General features: G+C 63.2%; 18 protein-coding genes. 8 read left to right on the forward strand and 10 right to left on the reverse strand.

Annotated features, from left to right (window positions below):
• The first annotated feature begins 632 nt into the window (after positions 1-632).
• Together ABDZ81_RS16700 and ABDZ81_RS16705 are read left to right on the forward strand one after the other, a co-directional pair.
• Positions 633-1,115: a DJ-1/PfpI family protein gene (locus ABDZ81_RS16700; RefSeq protein ID WP_343775346.1), complete on the forward strand. Its 483-nt coding sequence runs from the start codon at positions 633-635 to the stop codon at positions 1,113-1,115.
• The gene (locus ABDZ81_RS16705) at positions 1,112-2,068 is read left to right on the forward strand and encodes a TIGR03557 family F420-dependent LLM class oxidoreductase (RefSeq protein WP_343775348.1); all 957 of its coding nucleotides are present in this window, start codon (positions 1,112-1,114) and stop codon (positions 2,066-2,068) included. Before ABDZ81_RS16700 ends, ABDZ81_RS16705 begins: the two co-directional genes overlap by 4 nt.
• 440 nt (positions 2,069-2,508) lie before the next feature.
• On the opposite strand, the gene ABDZ81_RS16710 is transcribed toward ABDZ81_RS16705, so the two are convergent.
• Positions 2,509-3,660: an MBL fold metallo-hydrolase gene (locus ABDZ81_RS16710; RefSeq protein WP_343775350.1), complete on the reverse strand. Its 1,152-nt coding sequence runs from the start codon at positions 3,658-3,660 to the stop codon at positions 2,509-2,511.
• 490 nt (positions 3,661-4,150) lie between these two features.
• Between ABDZ81_RS16710 and ABDZ81_RS16715 the strand changes: the two genes are divergently transcribed.
• A complete protein-coding gene (locus tag ABDZ81_RS16715) occupies positions 4,151-5,074 on the forward strand; it encodes a sulfite exporter TauE/SafE family protein (RefSeq protein WP_343775353.1) in 924 nt (307 codons plus the stop codon).
• Positions 5,075-5,173: 99 nt separating this feature from the next.
• Here the strand turns inward: ABDZ81_RS16715 and ABDZ81_RS16720 are convergent, their stop codons facing one another.
• The 5 genes from ABDZ81_RS16720 to ABDZ81_RS16740 form a co-directional block, all read right to left on the reverse strand.
• Positions 5,174-6,214 (reverse strand): NAD(P)/FAD-dependent oxidoreductase, encoded by a 1,041-nt coding sequence (locus tag ABDZ81_RS16720; protein ID WP_343775356.1) that lies wholly within the window; start codon positions 6,212-6,214, stop codon positions 5,174-5,176.
• Positions 6,215-6,574 (reverse strand): thioredoxin, encoded by a 360-nt coding sequence (gene trxA / locus ABDZ81_RS16725; RefSeq protein WP_343775359.1) that lies wholly within the window; start codon positions 6,572-6,574, stop codon positions 6,215-6,217.
• A gap of 170 nt (positions 6,575-6,744) precedes the next feature.
• Complete coding sequence (locus ABDZ81_RS16730; protein ID WP_343775361.1) at positions 6,745-7,149, reverse strand: helix-turn-helix domain-containing protein; 405 nt, start codon at positions 7,147-7,149, stop codon at positions 6,745-6,747.
• A 71-nt stretch (positions 7,150-7,220) separates the two neighbouring features.
• A complete protein-coding gene (locus tag ABDZ81_RS16735) occupies positions 7,221-8,255 on the reverse strand; it encodes a sulfite exporter TauE/SafE family protein (protein WP_343775364.1) in 1,035 nt (344 codons plus the stop codon).
• A 2-nt stretch (positions 8,256-8,257) separates the two neighbouring features.
• Positions 8,258-8,407: a DUF7512 family protein gene (locus ABDZ81_RS16740; RefSeq protein WP_343775367.1), complete on the reverse strand. Its 150-nt coding sequence runs from the start codon at positions 8,405-8,407 to the stop codon at positions 8,258-8,260.
• A 300-nt stretch (positions 8,408-8,707) separates the two neighbouring features.
• On the opposite strand from ABDZ81_RS16740, the gene ABDZ81_RS16745 reads away from it, so the two are divergent.
• Complete coding sequence (locus ABDZ81_RS16745; protein WP_343775370.1) at positions 8,708-9,541, forward strand: universal stress protein; 834 nt, start codon at positions 8,708-8,710, stop codon at positions 9,539-9,541.
• A gap of 16 nt (positions 9,542-9,557) precedes the next feature.
• On the opposite strand, the gene ABDZ81_RS16750 is transcribed toward ABDZ81_RS16745, so the two are convergent.
• Genes ABDZ81_RS16750 through ABDZ81_RS16765 form a run of 4 tightly spaced genes read right to left on the reverse strand, consistent with a single transcriptional unit; the run spans position 9,558 to position 13,033 of the window.
• Complete coding sequence (locus tag ABDZ81_RS16750) at positions 9,558-10,739, reverse strand: inorganic phosphate transporter (protein WP_343775372.1); 1,182 nt, start codon at positions 10,737-10,739, stop codon at positions 9,558-9,560.
• Between the two features lie 21 nt (positions 10,740-10,760).
• Positions 10,761-11,222 (reverse strand): DUF6691 family protein, encoded by a 462-nt coding sequence (locus tag ABDZ81_RS16755; protein ID WP_343775374.1) that lies wholly within the window; start codon positions 11,220-11,222, stop codon positions 10,761-10,763.
• A 1-nt stretch (position 11,223) separates the two neighbouring features.
• Positions 11,224-11,781: a YeeE/YedE family protein gene (locus tag ABDZ81_RS16760; RefSeq protein WP_343775376.1), complete on the reverse strand. Its 558-nt coding sequence runs from the start codon at positions 11,779-11,781 to the stop codon at positions 11,224-11,226.
• A gap of 4 nt (positions 11,782-11,785) precedes the next feature.
• Complete coding sequence (locus ABDZ81_RS16765; protein ID WP_343775378.1) at positions 11,786-13,033, reverse strand: MBL fold metallo-hydrolase; 1,248 nt, start codon at positions 13,031-13,033, stop codon at positions 11,786-11,788.
• A 240-nt stretch (positions 13,034-13,273) separates the two neighbouring features.
• Between ABDZ81_RS16765 and ABDZ81_RS16770 the strand changes: the two genes are divergently transcribed.
• The 4 genes from ABDZ81_RS16770 (at position 13,274) to ABDZ81_RS16785 (ending at position 15,192) form a co-directional block, all read left to right on the forward strand.
• Entirely contained in the window at positions 13,274-13,519 is a 246-nt protein-coding gene (locus ABDZ81_RS16770; protein ID WP_226007105.1) for a sulfurtransferase TusA family protein, read from the forward strand.
• 2 nt (positions 13,520-13,521) lie between these two features.
• A complete protein-coding gene (locus tag ABDZ81_RS16775; RefSeq protein WP_343775382.1) occupies positions 13,522-14,100 on the forward strand; it encodes a DsrE/DsrF/DrsH-like family protein in 579 nt (192 codons plus the stop codon).
• Positions 14,101-14,107: 7 nt separating this feature from the next.
• Positions 14,108-14,332, forward strand: a complete 225-nt coding sequence (locus ABDZ81_RS16780) for a HalOD1 output domain-containing protein (RefSeq protein ID WP_343775384.1) — start codon at positions 14,108-14,110, stop codon at positions 14,330-14,332.
• Positions 14,333-14,553: 221 nt separating this feature from the next.
• Positions 14,554-15,192 carry a DUF2306 domain-containing protein gene (locus ABDZ81_RS16785; protein ID WP_343775386.1) on the forward strand — a complete coding sequence of 213 codons (639 nt, stop codon included), beginning with the start codon at positions 14,554-14,556 and terminating at the stop codon, positions 15,190-15,192.
• Positions 15,193-15,386 lie beyond the last annotated feature (194 nt).

Genomic DNA, 15,386 nt, shown 5'->3' on the forward strand with positions numbered 1-15,386 from the left:
GCAATGGCCTCCGGCAGGATCAACCGGAATGTGCCCCCAGAGTGGGGGCGGTGGGCGGGATGTCTCCCAAAGGGAGACAACACCATAATGTGTGGTCCCCGTCAGGGACCACGATCGTCTATTGCATGGGTCCGTAGATCGGTGAACACACAATCCGTCGATCGGATGGGTGTCACCGAACTACCAAGGCTAACGTCAGATCCCATCTGTACGGCGGACCGCAGGGGTGGAATCCTCATCTCTTGTCACCGGCCTTTCGTAGCCGGCGACGCGTTCACATCAATATCGAATGCACCGGGGATATAAAACGCCGTTGCATTAGATGCCGTTCGTGATATCTACGCAAGGGTACGGACCACACACATCTCCATCCTCACGACTCGTTCTGGTGCGCTACGTTCGACCGGAACTCCATCGGCGAGCTCAGCCAAGCGCTCGAAAAGATCGCGCGTGCGTGCGCGACCGCTCGCAAGAGGGTACTAACCGCACATGAGCAACGCGCTCAACAAGGAGAGGACGCGCGGCGGCGCTAGCATCGGAAAGACGACCGATCACCTCGATAGCTAATCGTCCGACACTTACCGAGCACTGTAAAATAGCTTTAACCCCAGAACCGTGGCGTCTATATCCGTATGAGCGCATCAGACCGACAGGAGCTCGACGGCGTGAAAGTGGGGGTGTTCGTCGCACAGGAGAGCACCAAGGAGGTCGAGTTCACTGAGCCGAAGGCGGCCATGTCGGACGCCGGAGCCGACGTCGACGTTCTCGGCGGCGACGCCGACGACGCCCGGACCGTGAACAACGATCTCGACGAATCCGACGCGTACGGCGTCGACAAAACGTTCTCGGAGGCGGCCGCGGACGAGTGCGACGGGCGGATCGTTCCCGGCGGGATCGTGGGTGCTGACACGCTTCGCGCCGACGAGGATGCCGTCGAGCTGCTAGAGCATCACCGCGCGGCCGACGGCGCGCTCGGATCCATCTGCCACGGCCCGTGGACGCTAGTCGAAGCCGGCGTCGTCGACGACAGCGTCGTGACGAGCCGCGACCCCGACGACCTGGACGCGTTCACAGACGCGATCGTCGACGAGTTCGCGGGGGCCACCGAACGATGACCGACATCGGATTCACCCTCTCGAGCGAGGAGCATCACCCGAACGATCTGGTCGAGTACGCGACGCGGGCCGAGGAGATCGGCTTCGATTTCCTCTCGATCTCGGATCACTTCCACCCGTGGGTGAGCGCGCAGGGGGAAGCGCCGTTCGTCTGGTCGACCCTCGGCGGCGTCGCCGCGGCGACCGACGAGATCGACGTCGGCGTGGGCGTCTCGGCGCCGATCGTGCGCGTCCACCCGGCGGTCTACGCGCAGGCGGCCGCGACGACGGCCGCGATGTTCGACGGCCGACAGTTCTTCGCCGGCGTCGGGACGGGCGAGGCGCTCAACGAACACGTTCTCGGCGACCACTGGCCGGAGCACGAAGTGCGCCTGGAGATGCTCGAGGAAGCGGTCGAGGTGGTCGACAAGCTCTGGACGGGCGAGCAGGTCAGCCACCACGGAAAACACTACACCGTCGAGAACGCGACGCTGTTCACGCTCCCGGAGGAACGACCGCCGATCTGCGTGTCGGCCTACGGCGAGCGCGCCGCAAAGGCGGCGGCAGAGTTCGGCGACGGATTCTGGTCCGTGGGCCCGCAGGACGTCGTCAAAACGTGGGAACAACACGGCGGGGAGGGGCCGCGGTTCTGCCAGCTCCAGGCCTGCGTCGCCGACAGCGAGGACGAGGCCGTCGCCACCGCCCACGAGAAATGGCCGAACTCGGCCCTGCCGGGGGAACTGAGCTCCATCCTGCCGACGCCGACCCACTTCGAGCAGGCGACCCAGATGGTTTCGGAGAACGACATCGCGGAGGGGAGCATCCTGACCACGCCGGACGCCCAGCAGCACATCGACGCGATCCAAGAGGCGATCGATGCGGGGTACGATCACGTTTACGTCATGCAGATCGGGGACGACCAGGACGCGCTCCTAGAGCTGTACCGGGAAGAAGTGCTGCCGTCGTTCTGGTAATCATGTATGGTCGAGTCATTACTCTTGTAGGCCGCTCTCAGAGCACAAAATGGCGGTCATAGATGGCCTCCCCGCAGCAAGTCGATGAGGGGGTTTCGGCAACAGAATGACTGTATGCCGCCCCGGATTAGGACATCTGGTCGACTTCAGCCGACTGATATACTATTCACGCACCTACGTCCGTACACCTTCTGCAACACTCAACTGCTATCGGTACATGTCCAGGATAGGGCATTCGCGTCGGAAACGTGGCCAACGAACGAAGCATTCGAATCATGATAGGAGTCTTCATTTCAGCTATTGTTGGTGGTTCGTATCTCGTCCGGTCGTCGTTGCGGTTCAGCCCCGAACCTGACACGGGTAGATGAGAACTACAAACTGACGACCTCCGAAAGACCCGGAAACAATGAACCCAGCCCGCGCTGACAGAACCGACGACGTCAGGCAGCGCAGTTGTTGGCACCGGTCTCGAGCATCGTAGCATCGCGACTACTCTCGACACTCTCCTTGCCACGGTTGATGCTGATGATCGTCTCGTAGTTATCCGGCTTTTCGGGAATGTTTTCGATCAACCGCTCGACGAACGCGGCCTCGTCGAGATCAGCCAGGTCGAGACTGCTGCGGACATCCGCGAGTGACGCGCCGACGAGTTCGCCCGGCGCCCCGTTCTCATAGGTGCCGTCGTTGTTCACCGTGACGTGCCCCGGCAGCACTGTGAGCTCGTCCGGAAGTTCTAGCAAGGTGTCGTGGAGCGTCTCGTACTGCATCCTCGCGCCTTCTTCGGCTTCCTCCTCACCGAATTCCAGTTCCGTGCGGCCAACCGAGTCGAGGAACAGAGCGTCGCCCGTCAGTATCGCTTCGTCGTCGATACGGTAGTTGACCATCTCAGTAGTGTGGCCAGGCGTGTACAGCACTTCGATCTCGACATCGCCAACCGAGACCGTGTCGCCGTCCGTCAAGGGATCGAACTCATAACTGAGGTTTCGGTCGGTTGCATGGTTGCCGAGACGGTACGGAACGTCAAGTTTTGTTGCGAGGTCGTGACCGCCAGAAATGTGATCTGCATGGACGTGAGTATCCATTACCTGCGTGATCTCTAGCCCTTCTTCGGCGGTCGTCGTTATATACTGGTCAGTGTGGCGAGTTGGATCGACGACGGCGGCTTCCCCGGCGCTTCGTGACCCGACGAGGTAACTGAGACAGCCTTTTGCTCGGCGCTGGAACTGGATGATAACGAGGTCATCGTTCTCGGTGTCGACGCGAGCAGACTCGTAAAGGGAATTCCAGTCACGCATCCCGCCTTTGACGACCGCAACGTCGTCGTAGTCGTTGGCATCCAACTCGGAGGCGAGCGCCGACGACGTTGCGCCCTTCCCACAGATCGTGATTATCTCGTCCCCGTCGGCTCGCTCGTCGATCACTTCTCGCTGGTCATCGTCCAAGGTTTCTGCCGGCCCGAACGGGATGTTCTCCGCCCCCGTGATATGCCACGCTTCGTAACTCTCCTCGGGACGCGTGTCGATGAGTGTGTAGTTATCGTCGTCCGAGTCCTGCCTGTCCGCCAACTCTCGAGCAGTGATTTTCTCGAACATTGTTACCCTTTGGACGTACAGTCTTGAACGTCTTAAGCACAATTGCTGCACAGTATGGTGGGGAATTGAGTTATGAACTGGGACCGAAATTAGCAGCGGTCCGTCCCGTCTCGAATCCCCAATCAAGGGGCGGTTCATACGTACCAGAGTGTGGTAGTGGAAATAGGAACCAGAAACCGAAGACGAGGAGACCGAGACGATGATGCCTGTCAAAGGCTTGCCTCGACCGCTACGACATCCCTTACGCGGTTTCGTTGAGAAGCACTCATCCCTTCGATTGATCCCGGAAAATGTTACCAGAGGCTATGACGGACAAGTTCCAGGTGTATAGTGCGTAGCCGCTTCTACTCTGTCCGTATCCGTTGCTTCATGAGTCTGGTTTCGACCTAAAACTCCGTAGATTTCGCCGAAGAAGATAGTGGGATACGACCGTCAGCACTAAAGACCGCAAAGGCGATTCCGCGCCGCCGTTACCCGAAATCGAACCACTATGAGCGCTCCAGACTCTACTATCGATGTCGAACAGTTCCTCCGGAACTTCTTCGAATTCCAGTACCGAGAGGTGATGATGGTTTTCGCGACGCTTGCTGTCGTTGTGAGCTCTATCGTCTTCTTCCCCGGGATGGATAACCTGGGCAAGGGGATCCAGTCTGACGTATCGCTTGGGCTGTTGGGGATGTTCATCGTCGTAGCAATCGTTGCAGGTGTCGTCAAAGGGATGGTCGGATTCGGATACGCGCTCATCACAACCCCGATATTCGCCCTGGTGGTCGATCCGACGTTCGCCGTCGTCGTCCTCACGATCCCTCCGTGGATGATCAATATGTTTCAGGTCGGGGAGACAGACACTGGATGGACGTTCGTACGAGAGGAGTGGATACTCCTTCTGCTCGCTATCGTTGGTACCGTTCTCGGGGTCGCGTTCTTGGCCGAGTTCAGTACAGGTCCGGCCGTACCCTTCGTTATCGGGCTCATCATCTTCGGGTACGTCGTCTTTCAGGTCGTCCAGGACTTCGTGACGGTCGAACGCTCACACAACCCGGTCGCTCTTAGTACAGCTGGGTTCCTCGAAGGATTCCTGTTGGCAGTGGCGAACCTCGGTCCGCTTCTCCCGGCGTACTTCCACACTTTCGAGAGAGATACCGAACGGTACATCGGCGGTCTGTCGATGGTCCTCGGGGCGATTTTTACGATCCGAATCGTGCAGATGGCTCTGTTCACCGATCTCCTGACGACGTATCGATTGTGGCTCGGATCGGTGATCGCGGTCGTCACGATCGTCGGCCTCCTCCTCGGAACCTACTTGCGGCGGCTAGAAGTAGACGAACAGAAGTTCAACTGGTTCGTCGTCGCGCTCCTGTTCGTTATCTCTCTCAACATCTTCAGGAACACGATTCCTGCCCTCTTCCTGTGACCCTCTGTGAAACGCCCCCGACCGTGTTAGAATTGCAGCGGGCCGACCGTTGCCTGAAGAGGGACGAAAGACAGGAACACCGCTTCCGCCGACAGATCATCAGTCCCCCGCTTCGGAGGTGACGGGGTCGCTGACCGTCGCCGCCGTCGGGGCGTCCTCTTCGAGCCACGCTTCGGCGTCGAGGGCGGCCATGCTCCCCGTGCCGGCGGCAGTGACCGCTTGCTGGTACGTGCGGTCCATCACGTCGCCGGCCGCGAAGATGCCGTCGACCGCCGTCTCCGTCGTCATCGCGGCGTCGCCCGTGGGCGCCGTCCGGACGTACCCGTCGTCGTCGAGTTCGACCGGCGTTTCTCGGAGGAAGTCGGTGTTGGGCTCGTGGCCGATGGCGTAGAACACGCCGCCGACGTCGACGTCCGCGCGGGTCACGTCGTCGCCCGCCTCGTACTTCTCGACCGGATACCCGTCCGGGTGAGAGACCAGCGTCGCACCGGTCACGCCGTCCTCCTGAGACCCCTCGAGTGCCAGCAGTTCCGTGTTCCAGCGGAACTCGATGTCGTCGTGGGCGCGTGCACGATCGGCCATGATCTCGGACGCGCGAAGTTCCTCGCGGCGGTGGACGACCGTCACCGAGTCGGCGAACTTCGCGAGGAACAGCGCCTCCTCCATCGCGGAGTCGCCGCCCCCGACGACCAGCACGTCGTCGCCCCGATGGAACGCTCCGTCGCAGGTAGCACACGTCGAGAGGCCGTATCCCATCAGCTCCGCCTCGTTCTCGGCGCCGACCCATCGAGCGCTCGCGCCGGTGGCGACGACCAGTGCACGCGTTTGCACCGTGTCTCCGGTCGACAGCGTGAGCTCGAACGGCCGACCGTCGACGTCCGCCGTCTCGATGCTACCGTGCCGGAACTCGGCGCCGAACTGCTCGGCCTGTTCCTTCCCGCGCTGGATGAGCTCCATGCCGCCGACGCCGTCGGGGAAGCCGAGATAGTTCTCGACGTCGGTCGTGAGCGTCAGCTGGCCGCCCGGCTCGTCGCCTTCGAGGACGAGCGGGTCGAGGTCGGCGCGGGCGGCGTACACCGCCGCGGAGAGCCCCGCGACGCCCGATCCGGCGATGACGAGGTCGCGTCGTTCGCCGGTCATTTACTCGGTGTACCCCTCGATCAGCGACCGCAGCTGGTCCTCGGACTGGACGCCGACCACCTGCTCGGCTTGCTCGCCGTCGGCGAACAGCACGAGCGTCGGGACGCCGCGGACGCCGTACGCGCCGGCGAGTTGCTGATTGGCGTCGACGTCGATCTTGGCGACGGCGGCGTCAGTTTCCTCGGCGAGCGTCTCGACGACCGGTTCGAGCATCTGGCACGGACCGCACCAGTCCGCGTAGAAGTCCGCGAGTACGACGTCGTAGTCGGCGACGGTGTCGTCGAGCTCGTCCTGCCCGTTCACGTAGACCGGTTCGTCGGGCGTGGCTGTGCTTGCGTCGGAAGCGGTTTCGACTGTCATCACCGTCTAGTACGGGACGGTAGTAGTTAAGAGTTTTGGATGAATCACACAATACTATTTTGCGAGCCCCCACGCTTCTCCCGGGGACAGAGGCGGATCAAAAGGAGCACGATCGACCGATGGGAAGACGGAGAGAACGGCGAACCGGAGATATCGGAGAAACCGCCGAATCAGCTCTCGGCGGACGCCGACGCGGCGTCTTGCTGCTCGTACTTCGTCTCGAACTCGCCGATGAGCTGGCCCATCTTCGCGTACCAGTCGTTGAGCATCCGCTGCATGTCGTCGGCGATCTTCGAGGGGTCGGTCGGCTCGTAGACGTGGTAGTAGCCGCCCTGCTCGTAGTTGACCTGCTCTTTCTGGATGAAGCCGGTCTGGAGCAGCCGCTGGACCGCCCGGTAGGCGGTCGACCGTTCGCGGTCGACGGCCTCGGCGATCTCGTCGACGGTGAGCGGCTCTTCGGTCTCGACGAGCGCCTGGAAGCACTCCTTGTCGAGCTGTTTGAGCCCGTGGAAACACTCGAGGAGCCCCTCGCACTCCATATCCTGCCTGAGTTGTTCGGACATCGAATCTGGCATTGTTATCACGTTCACGTACGCACTACGCCGTTAAAAGACTTGTGTAGAGATTGTACAATCCTGCGATCGGCTCAGTCTTCGGTCGGCGACGCCGCCGACGTCGGCTCCTCGCGCAGCGCGGTGACGCTGCTGTAAACGACGGCCCCGCTGACCATCAGCGCCGAGCCGAGGATCAACACCAGACTGACGGTGTCGAAGATCGGGATGCCGTAGACGTTCCCGACTTCGCGGACGGCGACGGCGATCGAGCCGCCCAGCAGCATCAGCCCGAAGTACACCTTGATCTCGTCCTCGTCGACGATGCTCGTCGCGGCGGAGCCGACCCGCGCGCCGAGCGCGCTCCCGGCCAGCAGCGGCAGGACGATCGAGAGGTCGACGCCACCGTCCATCGCGTAGAGGAAGCTCCCGATCCCGCCCGAGAAGACGATCTCGAAGAGGTCCGTTCCGACCGCGATCGGCACCGGCACGCCGATCAGGTAGAACAGCGCGGGCATCCGGATGAACCCGCCGCCGACGCCGAGGAAGCCCGACAGTAGCCCCGTCGCGAACGCGACGCCGAGGATCATCCACAGCGACACCGAGATGCCGCCGCGAAGGCTCATCATCGGCGGCACGCGGTACGACTGGATCTTCTTGGCGAGGTCGGGGATGTCCGCGTCGTCGAGATCGGCGTCGGCGGCGTCGTGGTCGACGCCCGCGCCGTCGCCGCCTTTCAGCGCCTCGTAGGTGACGAAGACGCCGATGCCGCCCAGCAGGAACACGTAGGTGACGCTGATGATGCTGCCGGCCAGCCCCAGCTCCTCGAGGTGGAGCACGATCTCCTTGCCGACCTCGATGCCGGCGGTCGTGCCGGCGATCATCAACACGCCGAGCTTGTAGTCGACCTGCCCGAGGTCGCGGTGTTTCAGCGTCGCGATCACGGACGTCCCGAACACGAACGCCAGGCCGCTCCCGACGGCGACGCGCGAAGGATAGCCCATCACGAGGAGCGCGGGCGTGACGAGGAAGGACCCGCCCATCCCGAAGAATCCGAAGAGGATCCCGATGAGCAGGCCGAACCCGACGAACAGGGTCAACAGCGCCAGGCTGATTCCCAGTATCTCCATCGTTAGATCCCTTTGAGCCGTTCGATCACTGCACTCCCGAACGCCTGTTCCGCGAGGCCGTAGCCCACGTAGAGCACGATGGCTTCGAGCAGAACGGCGCCGATCAACACGCCGGCCTCCGCGGCGGCGGGGAGACCGCTGATATCTAGCATTCTCTCACACCGTCACGATTGTGCGGTAATGTCTGGATCATACTTTTTCGTACTCGCTCTATCCTAGCAGAGTGGGGATAATAACGGTTTTGGACGAACCACACAATATTACTACTATGGATACACGGCGTATCCCACGGAGATATACGCGTAACGTATGTGGATACGGGACTTCGGCGCGCGATCAAATGAGAGAGGAGCGCACGCCGCGCGCGGCGTTCGGGCGCAACTTCCCCGACCGTACAACTGTGGAAATTTCACACGCTAACCGATATTACGAACGGCCACGTCGTGAGAACCGTGAGAGCGATCTACGCGACCGACCTGTCGGCGGCCAGCGAGGCGGCGATCGAGAACGAGACGTGCTTGGACTACCTCCGGCGCGTCGGCGTCGACGAGATCCACCTCGTGACGGTCGTGCCGTCGAACGTCCACTCGGGGATGCCGGGGATGGACTTCGAGGGGCGTCGGCGCCGCGCCCTCGAGCGCTACCGGGACGTGATGGAAGACGCCGGGTTCGAGGTCGAGGCCCACGTCGTGCGCGGGACGCCGCACCGACGCATCAACGGCATCGCCGAGTCCGTCCGGGCCGAGCTGACGATCGTGGGGTCGCGAGGACAGAGCCCGCTCGAAAATCGCGTGATCGGATCGACCGCACGGAACCTCGCACGAACCACCGTCGTCCCGCTGCTGGTCAACCGGGTCGAGCGGGCGACCGACGAGCCCGAGGTGGTTCGAGAACACCTCTTTCGGCGGGTTCTCTACGCGACCGACTTCTCGGAGAACGCCGAACGGGCGTTCGAGGCGTTCTCGTATCTGCGCCACGCGACCGAGGAAGCGACGCTCGTCCACGTCGAGTCGCCGAAAGACCCCGTCGACGACCCCGAGGCGCAGCTCTCGGAGTTCGCCGAGCGACTGGAGGACTGGGACATCGACACACGCATCGAGCTCCGGTACGGCGACGCCGCCGACGAGATTCTCGACGTCGAGGAGTCGGTCACACCCACGACGACGCTGCTCGGCTCGCGCGGCCGGAGCCGGCTCCGGCGGCTGCTGCTCGGAAGCGTCTCCGAGGAAATCGTTGCCAGAGCAGCAGGGAACGTCTACCTGGTCCCGCCGCCGCGGACGGCCTAACTGCGAGGGGTTCCCGTCAGCCGATCGGTAACACGGCGACCGACGCGTAACCGAGGCCCAGCGCGAGCACGAGCGACCCCGCCCAGGCGCCGACGGTCACGAGCATCTTCCGCGAGCTGACGGCGCTGCCGCCCCCGACGGCCGCGCCGCTGCCGATGATCGCGCTGACGACGATCTCGTTGAACGACACGGGCACGCCCAGCAGCACCGCCAGCTGGGCGATGAGAAACGAGGGGACGAGCGCCGAGATCGACCGCCGCGGTCCCAGCGAGGAGTAGTCCCGCGCGAGCGACTTGATCATCCGCGGGGCGCTGGTCCAGGACCCGACGAGGATGCCGAGTCCGCCGCCGACGAGCACGACGAGCGGCGAGATCATCCCGACGTCGTCGAGGAGTGGGAGCAGCGGCCCGACGGCCAACCCGACCTGGCTCCCGCCGGCCGAGAACGCGACGAGCGCGCCGAGCGACAGCAGCACTCGTCGCAGTCCGCCGTACTTGTCTCGTCGGATGTCCAGCGACACCGCGACGGCGATCCCGACTGCGGCGAGCAGCGTCACGAGGACCGGGACCGCGAGCCCGTCGACGCCGAGCGTCCGCCGCGCGAGGCCGGACAGCGAGCCAGCCGTCCCGCCCGGACCGAGGAACGAGAACTCGACGTTGGTCAGTACCGCGCCGACGAGCCCGGCTAACACCGGGACGCTGTATCGCTCCGGGACGTCCTCTCGGGGGAGGACGCTTGCGATCCCGTAGGCGATCCCGCCGCCGACGAACGGCGTCAGCACCCAGACCGAGCCGATCTGGGCGTACTTCGGCCAGACGGGTGTCCCGCCGAGCGCGAGGCCGACGCCGACGACCGAACCGGTCACGGTGAAGGCCGTCGCGATCGGGTAGCCGGTCCAGATACCGATCGCCATCAGCCCCGCCCCGATCAGCAGAACGACGATGACGCCCATCACCGGAAGGCTGATGCCGCCGACGAGCCCGCTGCCGATGGCTTTCGAGACGTTCGATCCCTGCGTGACGGCGCCGGCGAAGCCGAAGATGCCGACGATAAACGCCGCACGCATCGTCGAGACGGCGTTCGCGCCGACCGCCGGTGCGAACGGAGTCGCGCCGCTGGAGCCGGCGCCGATGACCCACGCCATAAACAGGCTGGCGAGCGCTGCGACGACGAAGAGAACGACAGTGGCTATATCCATCAGTACGAAGATAAAAATCGATCAGTCGGCGCGCGTCACTGCGGCCCCGGCGTCGGCTGACTGGCTGCGCCAGTACCCCTGGAGGTACGCGCCGACGAACATCCCGGCGAGCGCCCAGAGGATCGTCACGTTACCGACGCCGAGGCTGGCGTAGGCCGCGCCCGGACAGATGCCCGAGAGGCCCCAGCCGACGCCGAAGATCCCGCCGCCGATCAGGACGTTCCGGTCGAACGGCTTCAGCCGGCGCTCGTACCGATCGCCCGTCAGCGGCGCCGCGTCGCTGATCCGCGGCATCACCGCGAAGGCGATTCCGGAGACGATCGCCGCGCCGAACATCACGAACAGCAGCCCGAAGTCCTCGAACTGCAGGAAGTTCAGCACGACCTCCGGCCGCGCCATCTGGCTGAAGCCGAGCCCGAACCCGAAGATCAGGCCGCCGAGCAGGATCAGCGGCATGAACAGGGGATGACGATTCTGACTCACGTTACGGACTCACCCCCAGTGCCGCGACGATCTGGGCGGTCACGACGGCGACGGTCAGGAACGTCGCGACGCCGACGAGCGACGTCTTCGACGCCGACCCGACGCCACAGACCCCGTGGCCGGACGTACACCCTTTGCCGATCCGGGTGCCGATCCCGACCAGGACGCCGCCCACGAACAGCCGCCAGGGCTGGACCGAGGTCGACCAGAGCGTCAGGCCGCCGACCTCGTAGAGTTCGCCGGTCGTTCCGGGCTCGTACAGCGACGTCGTGACGACTCCGGACTGGACGGTCGCGGCAAAGGCCAGCCCGCCGAGGATGATCCCGAGCGTGAACACGACGCGCCAGTCGCGCGAGGCGACGTACTGCTGGAACCGCGACTGGTCCGAGACGTACGACAGCGTCGACTCGAGGAACGTGCTCGCGCCGGCGGCGATGCCCGTCCCGACGTAGATCACGACCGCGCCGAGACCGACGAGCAGTCCGCCGACGGCGTAGCGACTGATCCCGTTGGGGAACAGCTCGCCGGCCAGCTGGAGCGGTACCGGATCGACGACCATCGATTCAGTCTCCGGCCAGGGAGTCCTGGCTGGCGGCGCAGTTGTTCGGGCCGAGCTCGAGCGTGAACGCCTCGTCGTCGTCGACCGACTCCTGGCCGAGGTTCGTCGCGATGATCTCCTCGTAGTTTGCCGGTCGGGGCGGCATGTCCGAGAGGATCAGCTCGACGAACTCGTCTTCGTCCATCGTGAGCGCATCCATCTCCTCGACGAGCTGGCCGATCGGTGCCGTGTAGGTGCCGTCCTCGGCGGGCTTGGCGGCATCGCTGAAGTGCGCGCCGCCGACGAGCACGTCATCGTCGAGCGCCAGGACGCGCTCCTGGAGAGACTCGTACAGCATACGCGCGGCGTCGGGCGCGCCGTCGTCGCCCTCTTCGAGATCGGGCCGGGCGACCGACTCGACGAACAGCCCGTCGCCGGTTGCGAGCAGGCTATCGCCGAGCAGGTAGGAGGTCATCCCGGTCGTGTGACCGGGCGTGTAAACGGTCTCGATTTCGGCGTCGCCGACCGCGAAGGTGTCGCCGTCCTCGGCGGTAGTCAGATCGTCGGCATAAGTGATGCCGCGGTCGACAGCGGCCGCGGGGATGACGCCCTCGACGCCTTCCGCGTCGAGATCGCGCACACCGTCACTTCGCTCCGCTCGTGACGAGCCCGAGAACTCTGCGAGTTCTCGGACGCCCGAGATGTGGTCTGCGTGAACGTGCGTGTCGATGGCGTACTGCAGGTCGACGCCCAGTTCGTCGGCGTCGTCGAGGTAGCGGTCGGTGAAGGCGCGCAGCGGATCGACGATGGCGGCCTCGCCGTCGTCGTACAGCAGGTAGCCCAGGCAGCCCGAGGAGGGACGCTGGTACTGCAGGAGCGTCCCAGGACCGTCGTAGCGCTCGACCTCGACGGCCTCGTAGATGCTGGCCCAGCCGTTCATCCCGTCCTCGAGGTGGTTGACGTCGTAGCCGCGCTCGGCGAGCGTGCCCGCGACGTACTCGCTGGCGCCGCCCTTCGCGCACAGGACGGTGACCTCGCGGTCGTCGGGGATCCGCTCGAGGACGTCCTCGTCGATCTCGTCGTCGAGGAACTCGAAGTAGGGGACGTTGATCGACTCGACGGTCTCGCCGTCGATGCGCCACTCCTCGTAGTCCGAGCTCATTCGCGCGTCGAGGAGCGTGAGCTCCTCGCCCGCGTCGATGCGGTCCTTCAGCGTCTCCGGAGCGATCGTTGCCACCTCGACGTCCGGGGTGGGAAAGTCGTCTGCGTTCATCGTACACCCCCATCTACAGGGGTGACGTACAAAAGGGTTTTCATAGAAATTCAGTAACCCCACAATACAGTTGGCCGAAGGAGATCCCCTATACGGCCCATACACGCGTAAACAACACTATCTGACCTTCTCATTGGCATTTGGATGTTCGACGTATTCACAAGAACCAACATTCTTTTAACCCCGGAGATGGTATTGTGCGTTAGCTCCAAGACAGACCACCGGAGCAGATCAAAACACATGAGTTCGGAATACGACATCGCGGAGACGCTCGACGTGAAAGGCGCATCGTGCCCCATGCCGGTCGTCAAGACGAAAGGCGCAATCGACGACCTGGCCGAAGGCGAGGTTCTCGAGGTGCTGGCGACCGACCCCGGCAGCATGAGCGACATCGACGGCTGGGCCTCGGGCACCGGCGGCGTCGAGCTCGTCGACCAGTCGGAGGGCGACGACGTGTACAAGCACTACGTGCGGAAGACGGAGTAACGATGAGCACGGACACACCAGACGCGTCAGCCGGCGACGCCCCCTCCCGCGCGGAGCTCGCCGCGCGCATCGACGAACTGGAGGAACAGCTGTCGGAGGCGACGAGCGACGCCGGCGACGACTCGAAGAAGATGTCGATCATCGCGACGAAGGGGACGCTCGACATGGCGTACCCGCCGCTGATCCTCGCCAGCACCGCCGCCGCGTTCGGCTACGAGGTGACGGTGTTCCACACCTTCTGGGGGCTCGACATCCTCCACGAGGAGCGCTCGAAGAACCTCAAGCTGAGTTCGGTCGGCAACCCCAACATGCCCGTGCCGAACGCGGTCGCCGCGCTGCCCGGCATGGATCGCGTGACCACGTCGATGATGGAAAAGAAGATCGACGACAACGACACCGCGACGATCGAGGAGCTCATCGACACCTCGCTCGACATGGGCGTGGAGTTCCAGGCCTGCCAGATGACGATCGATCTGATGGACTACGACGAGGACGACTTCTACGACGGCGTCACCACCGGCGTCGGCGCCGCGACGGCCATCCAGGATATGGCCGAGGCCGACATCCAGCTGCTCGTCTGATTCACCGATGAACACACTCGCAAAGCGACCGATCCCACGAATCGTCGACGCCGTCGCCGAAGCGGAGGACGTCGAGCCGGCCGCGCTCAATCCGCCGCTGGCGGAGGTCGTCGATCCGGACGCGCTCGAGACGCTGCTCGAAGAGCCGACGGCGTCAGAGCTCGAAATTCGCTTCACGTACCGCGGGCACGAGGTCGTCGTCGACGAGAGCGGTCGCGTGCAGATCAGCTGAGCCGGACAGTTTTCTCTCCGTTGAAACCACATCGGTTGATAGGAACCGTGTGCTGAATACAGAGGACGCGTTCAGCACGGCAACCTTGTTTGTTTCCCCCTATGACGGATGAACTAGCTGTTCAGTAGCTGTGCGAATTTTGCACGGTGAAATTGAGAGTTGGAACGTAAGACCTTCCGAGAGGCGGGGATGTTTATTATGGTTACATATAAAGAGGGGATATGCCAACCATCGAGGCGTGGTCACTGTGGGTGCATATCGCTGCAGGCGTGTTGGCCGTCCTCGCCGGGACAGGTGCGCTCGTGACGAAGAAAGGAGGACACCGACACCGACAAGCTGGCAAACTCTTCCTCGTCTCAATGGGCGTCGTCGTCGGGACGGTGTTCGTGCTCCTCGCTCTCAATCCGACCTCATTTCGGATCATTCTCACGTTGGTCGCCGTCTTCAGTGGATATCTTGCGTTCTCCGGATATCGCGTGCTTTCCCGGAAGCGGCCGGCTGCCACCCCTCAGCGTCTGGATTGGATCGCAACCGGGAGCGTGGTGCTGGCGTGTCTCGGATTGGGTGTCTGGGGGATTGTTTGGGTCGTCACCGGTAACTCATTCGGGCTCGTGATGCTCGTCTTCGGCGGAATTGGAGTAACATTCGGAACGATGGATATTCGAGCCTTCCAGAGAGATACATCCGGTGAGTGGCTAGTTAGTCATCTTCAACGGATGATTGCTGCGTTTATTGCGACGATCAGCGCCGTGTCCGCAGTCAATCTCACCCCCGTGTTGGGTATTCTGGCGTGGTTATGGCCGACAATCGTGGGAACACCCCTGATATATTACTGGTCAAAGGAACACAGCAAGGAGTGACACGGCGATACCACAGTCATCCCCGTATTTCGTAGTCCTTTCCCCCCATTAACCGACAGAGAAGTCCAAGGCACTTGCTCGGTAGATTGTCTGTACCGACCCCAGTACGTGAACTCCTGTGCGACCGCCGTGCGATATATGCGCGTTCTATTCAATACGACGCCTAAAACCCGTCATCGCTGGAGATCATCAAC

Source organism: Natronoarchaeum mannanilyticum, assembly GCF_039522665.1.
Lineage (GTDB): Archaea > Halobacteriota > Halobacteria > Halobacteriales > Natronoarchaeaceae > Natronoarchaeum > Natronoarchaeum mannanilyticum.

What these genes read in the sequence shown, in the direction of transcription:
- ABDZ81_RS16700 (WP_343775346.1), top strand. Translation starts at nt 633, where the DNA reads ATGAGCGCATCAGACCGACAGGAGCTCGACGGCGTGAAAGTGGGGGTG.
- ABDZ81_RS16705 (WP_343775348.1), top strand. Translation starts at nt 1,112, where the DNA reads ATGACCGACATCGGATTCACCCTCTCGAGCGAGGAGCATCACCCGAAC.
- ABDZ81_RS16710 (WP_343775350.1), bottom strand. Translation starts at nt 3,660, where the DNA reads ATGTTCGAGAAAATCACTGCTCGAGAGTTGGCGGACAGGCAGGACTCG.
- ABDZ81_RS16715 (WP_343775353.1), top strand. Translation starts at nt 4,151, where the DNA reads ATGAGCGCTCCAGACTCTACTATCGATGTCGAACAGTTCCTCCGGAAC.
- ABDZ81_RS16720 (WP_343775356.1), bottom strand. Translation starts at nt 6,214, where the DNA reads ATGACCGGCGAACGACGCGACCTCGTCATCGCCGGATCGGGCGTCGCG.
- trxA (WP_343775359.1), bottom strand. Translation starts at nt 6,574, where the DNA reads ATGACAGTCGAAACCGCTTCCGACGCAAGCACAGCCACGCCCGACGAA.
- ABDZ81_RS16730 (WP_343775361.1), bottom strand. Translation starts at nt 7,149, where the DNA reads ATGCCAGATTCGATGTCCGAACAACTCAGGCAGGATATGGAGTGCGAG.
- ABDZ81_RS16735 (WP_343775364.1), bottom strand. Translation starts at nt 8,255, where the DNA reads ATGGAGATACTGGGAATCAGCCTGGCGCTGTTGACCCTGTTCGTCGGG.
- ABDZ81_RS16740 (WP_343775367.1), bottom strand. Translation starts at nt 8,407, where the DNA reads ATGCTAGATATCAGCGGTCTCCCCGCCGCCGCGGAGGCCGGCGTGTTG.
- ABDZ81_RS16750 (WP_343775372.1), bottom strand. Translation starts at nt 10,739, where the DNA reads ATGGATATAGCCACTGTCGTTCTCTTCGTCGTCGCAGCGCTCGCCAGC.
- ABDZ81_RS16760 (WP_343775376.1), bottom strand. Translation starts at nt 11,781, where the DNA reads ATGGTCGTCGATCCGGTACCGCTCCAGCTGGCCGGCGAGCTGTTCCCC.
- ABDZ81_RS16765 (WP_343775378.1), bottom strand. Translation starts at nt 13,033, where the DNA reads ATGAACGCAGACGACTTTCCCACCCCGGACGTCGAGGTGGCAACGATC.
- ABDZ81_RS16770 (WP_226007105.1), top strand. Translation starts at nt 13,274, where the DNA reads ATGAGTTCGGAATACGACATCGCGGAGACGCTCGACGTGAAAGGCGCA.
- ABDZ81_RS16775 (WP_343775382.1), top strand. Translation starts at nt 13,522, where the DNA reads ATGAGCACGGACACACCAGACGCGTCAGCCGGCGACGCCCCCTCCCGC.
- ABDZ81_RS16780 (WP_343775384.1), top strand. Translation starts at nt 14,108, where the DNA reads ATGAACACACTCGCAAAGCGACCGATCCCACGAATCGTCGACGCCGTC.
- ABDZ81_RS16785 (WP_343775386.1), top strand. Translation starts at nt 14,554, where the DNA reads ATGCCAACCATCGAGGCGTGGTCACTGTGGGTGCATATCGCTGCAGGC.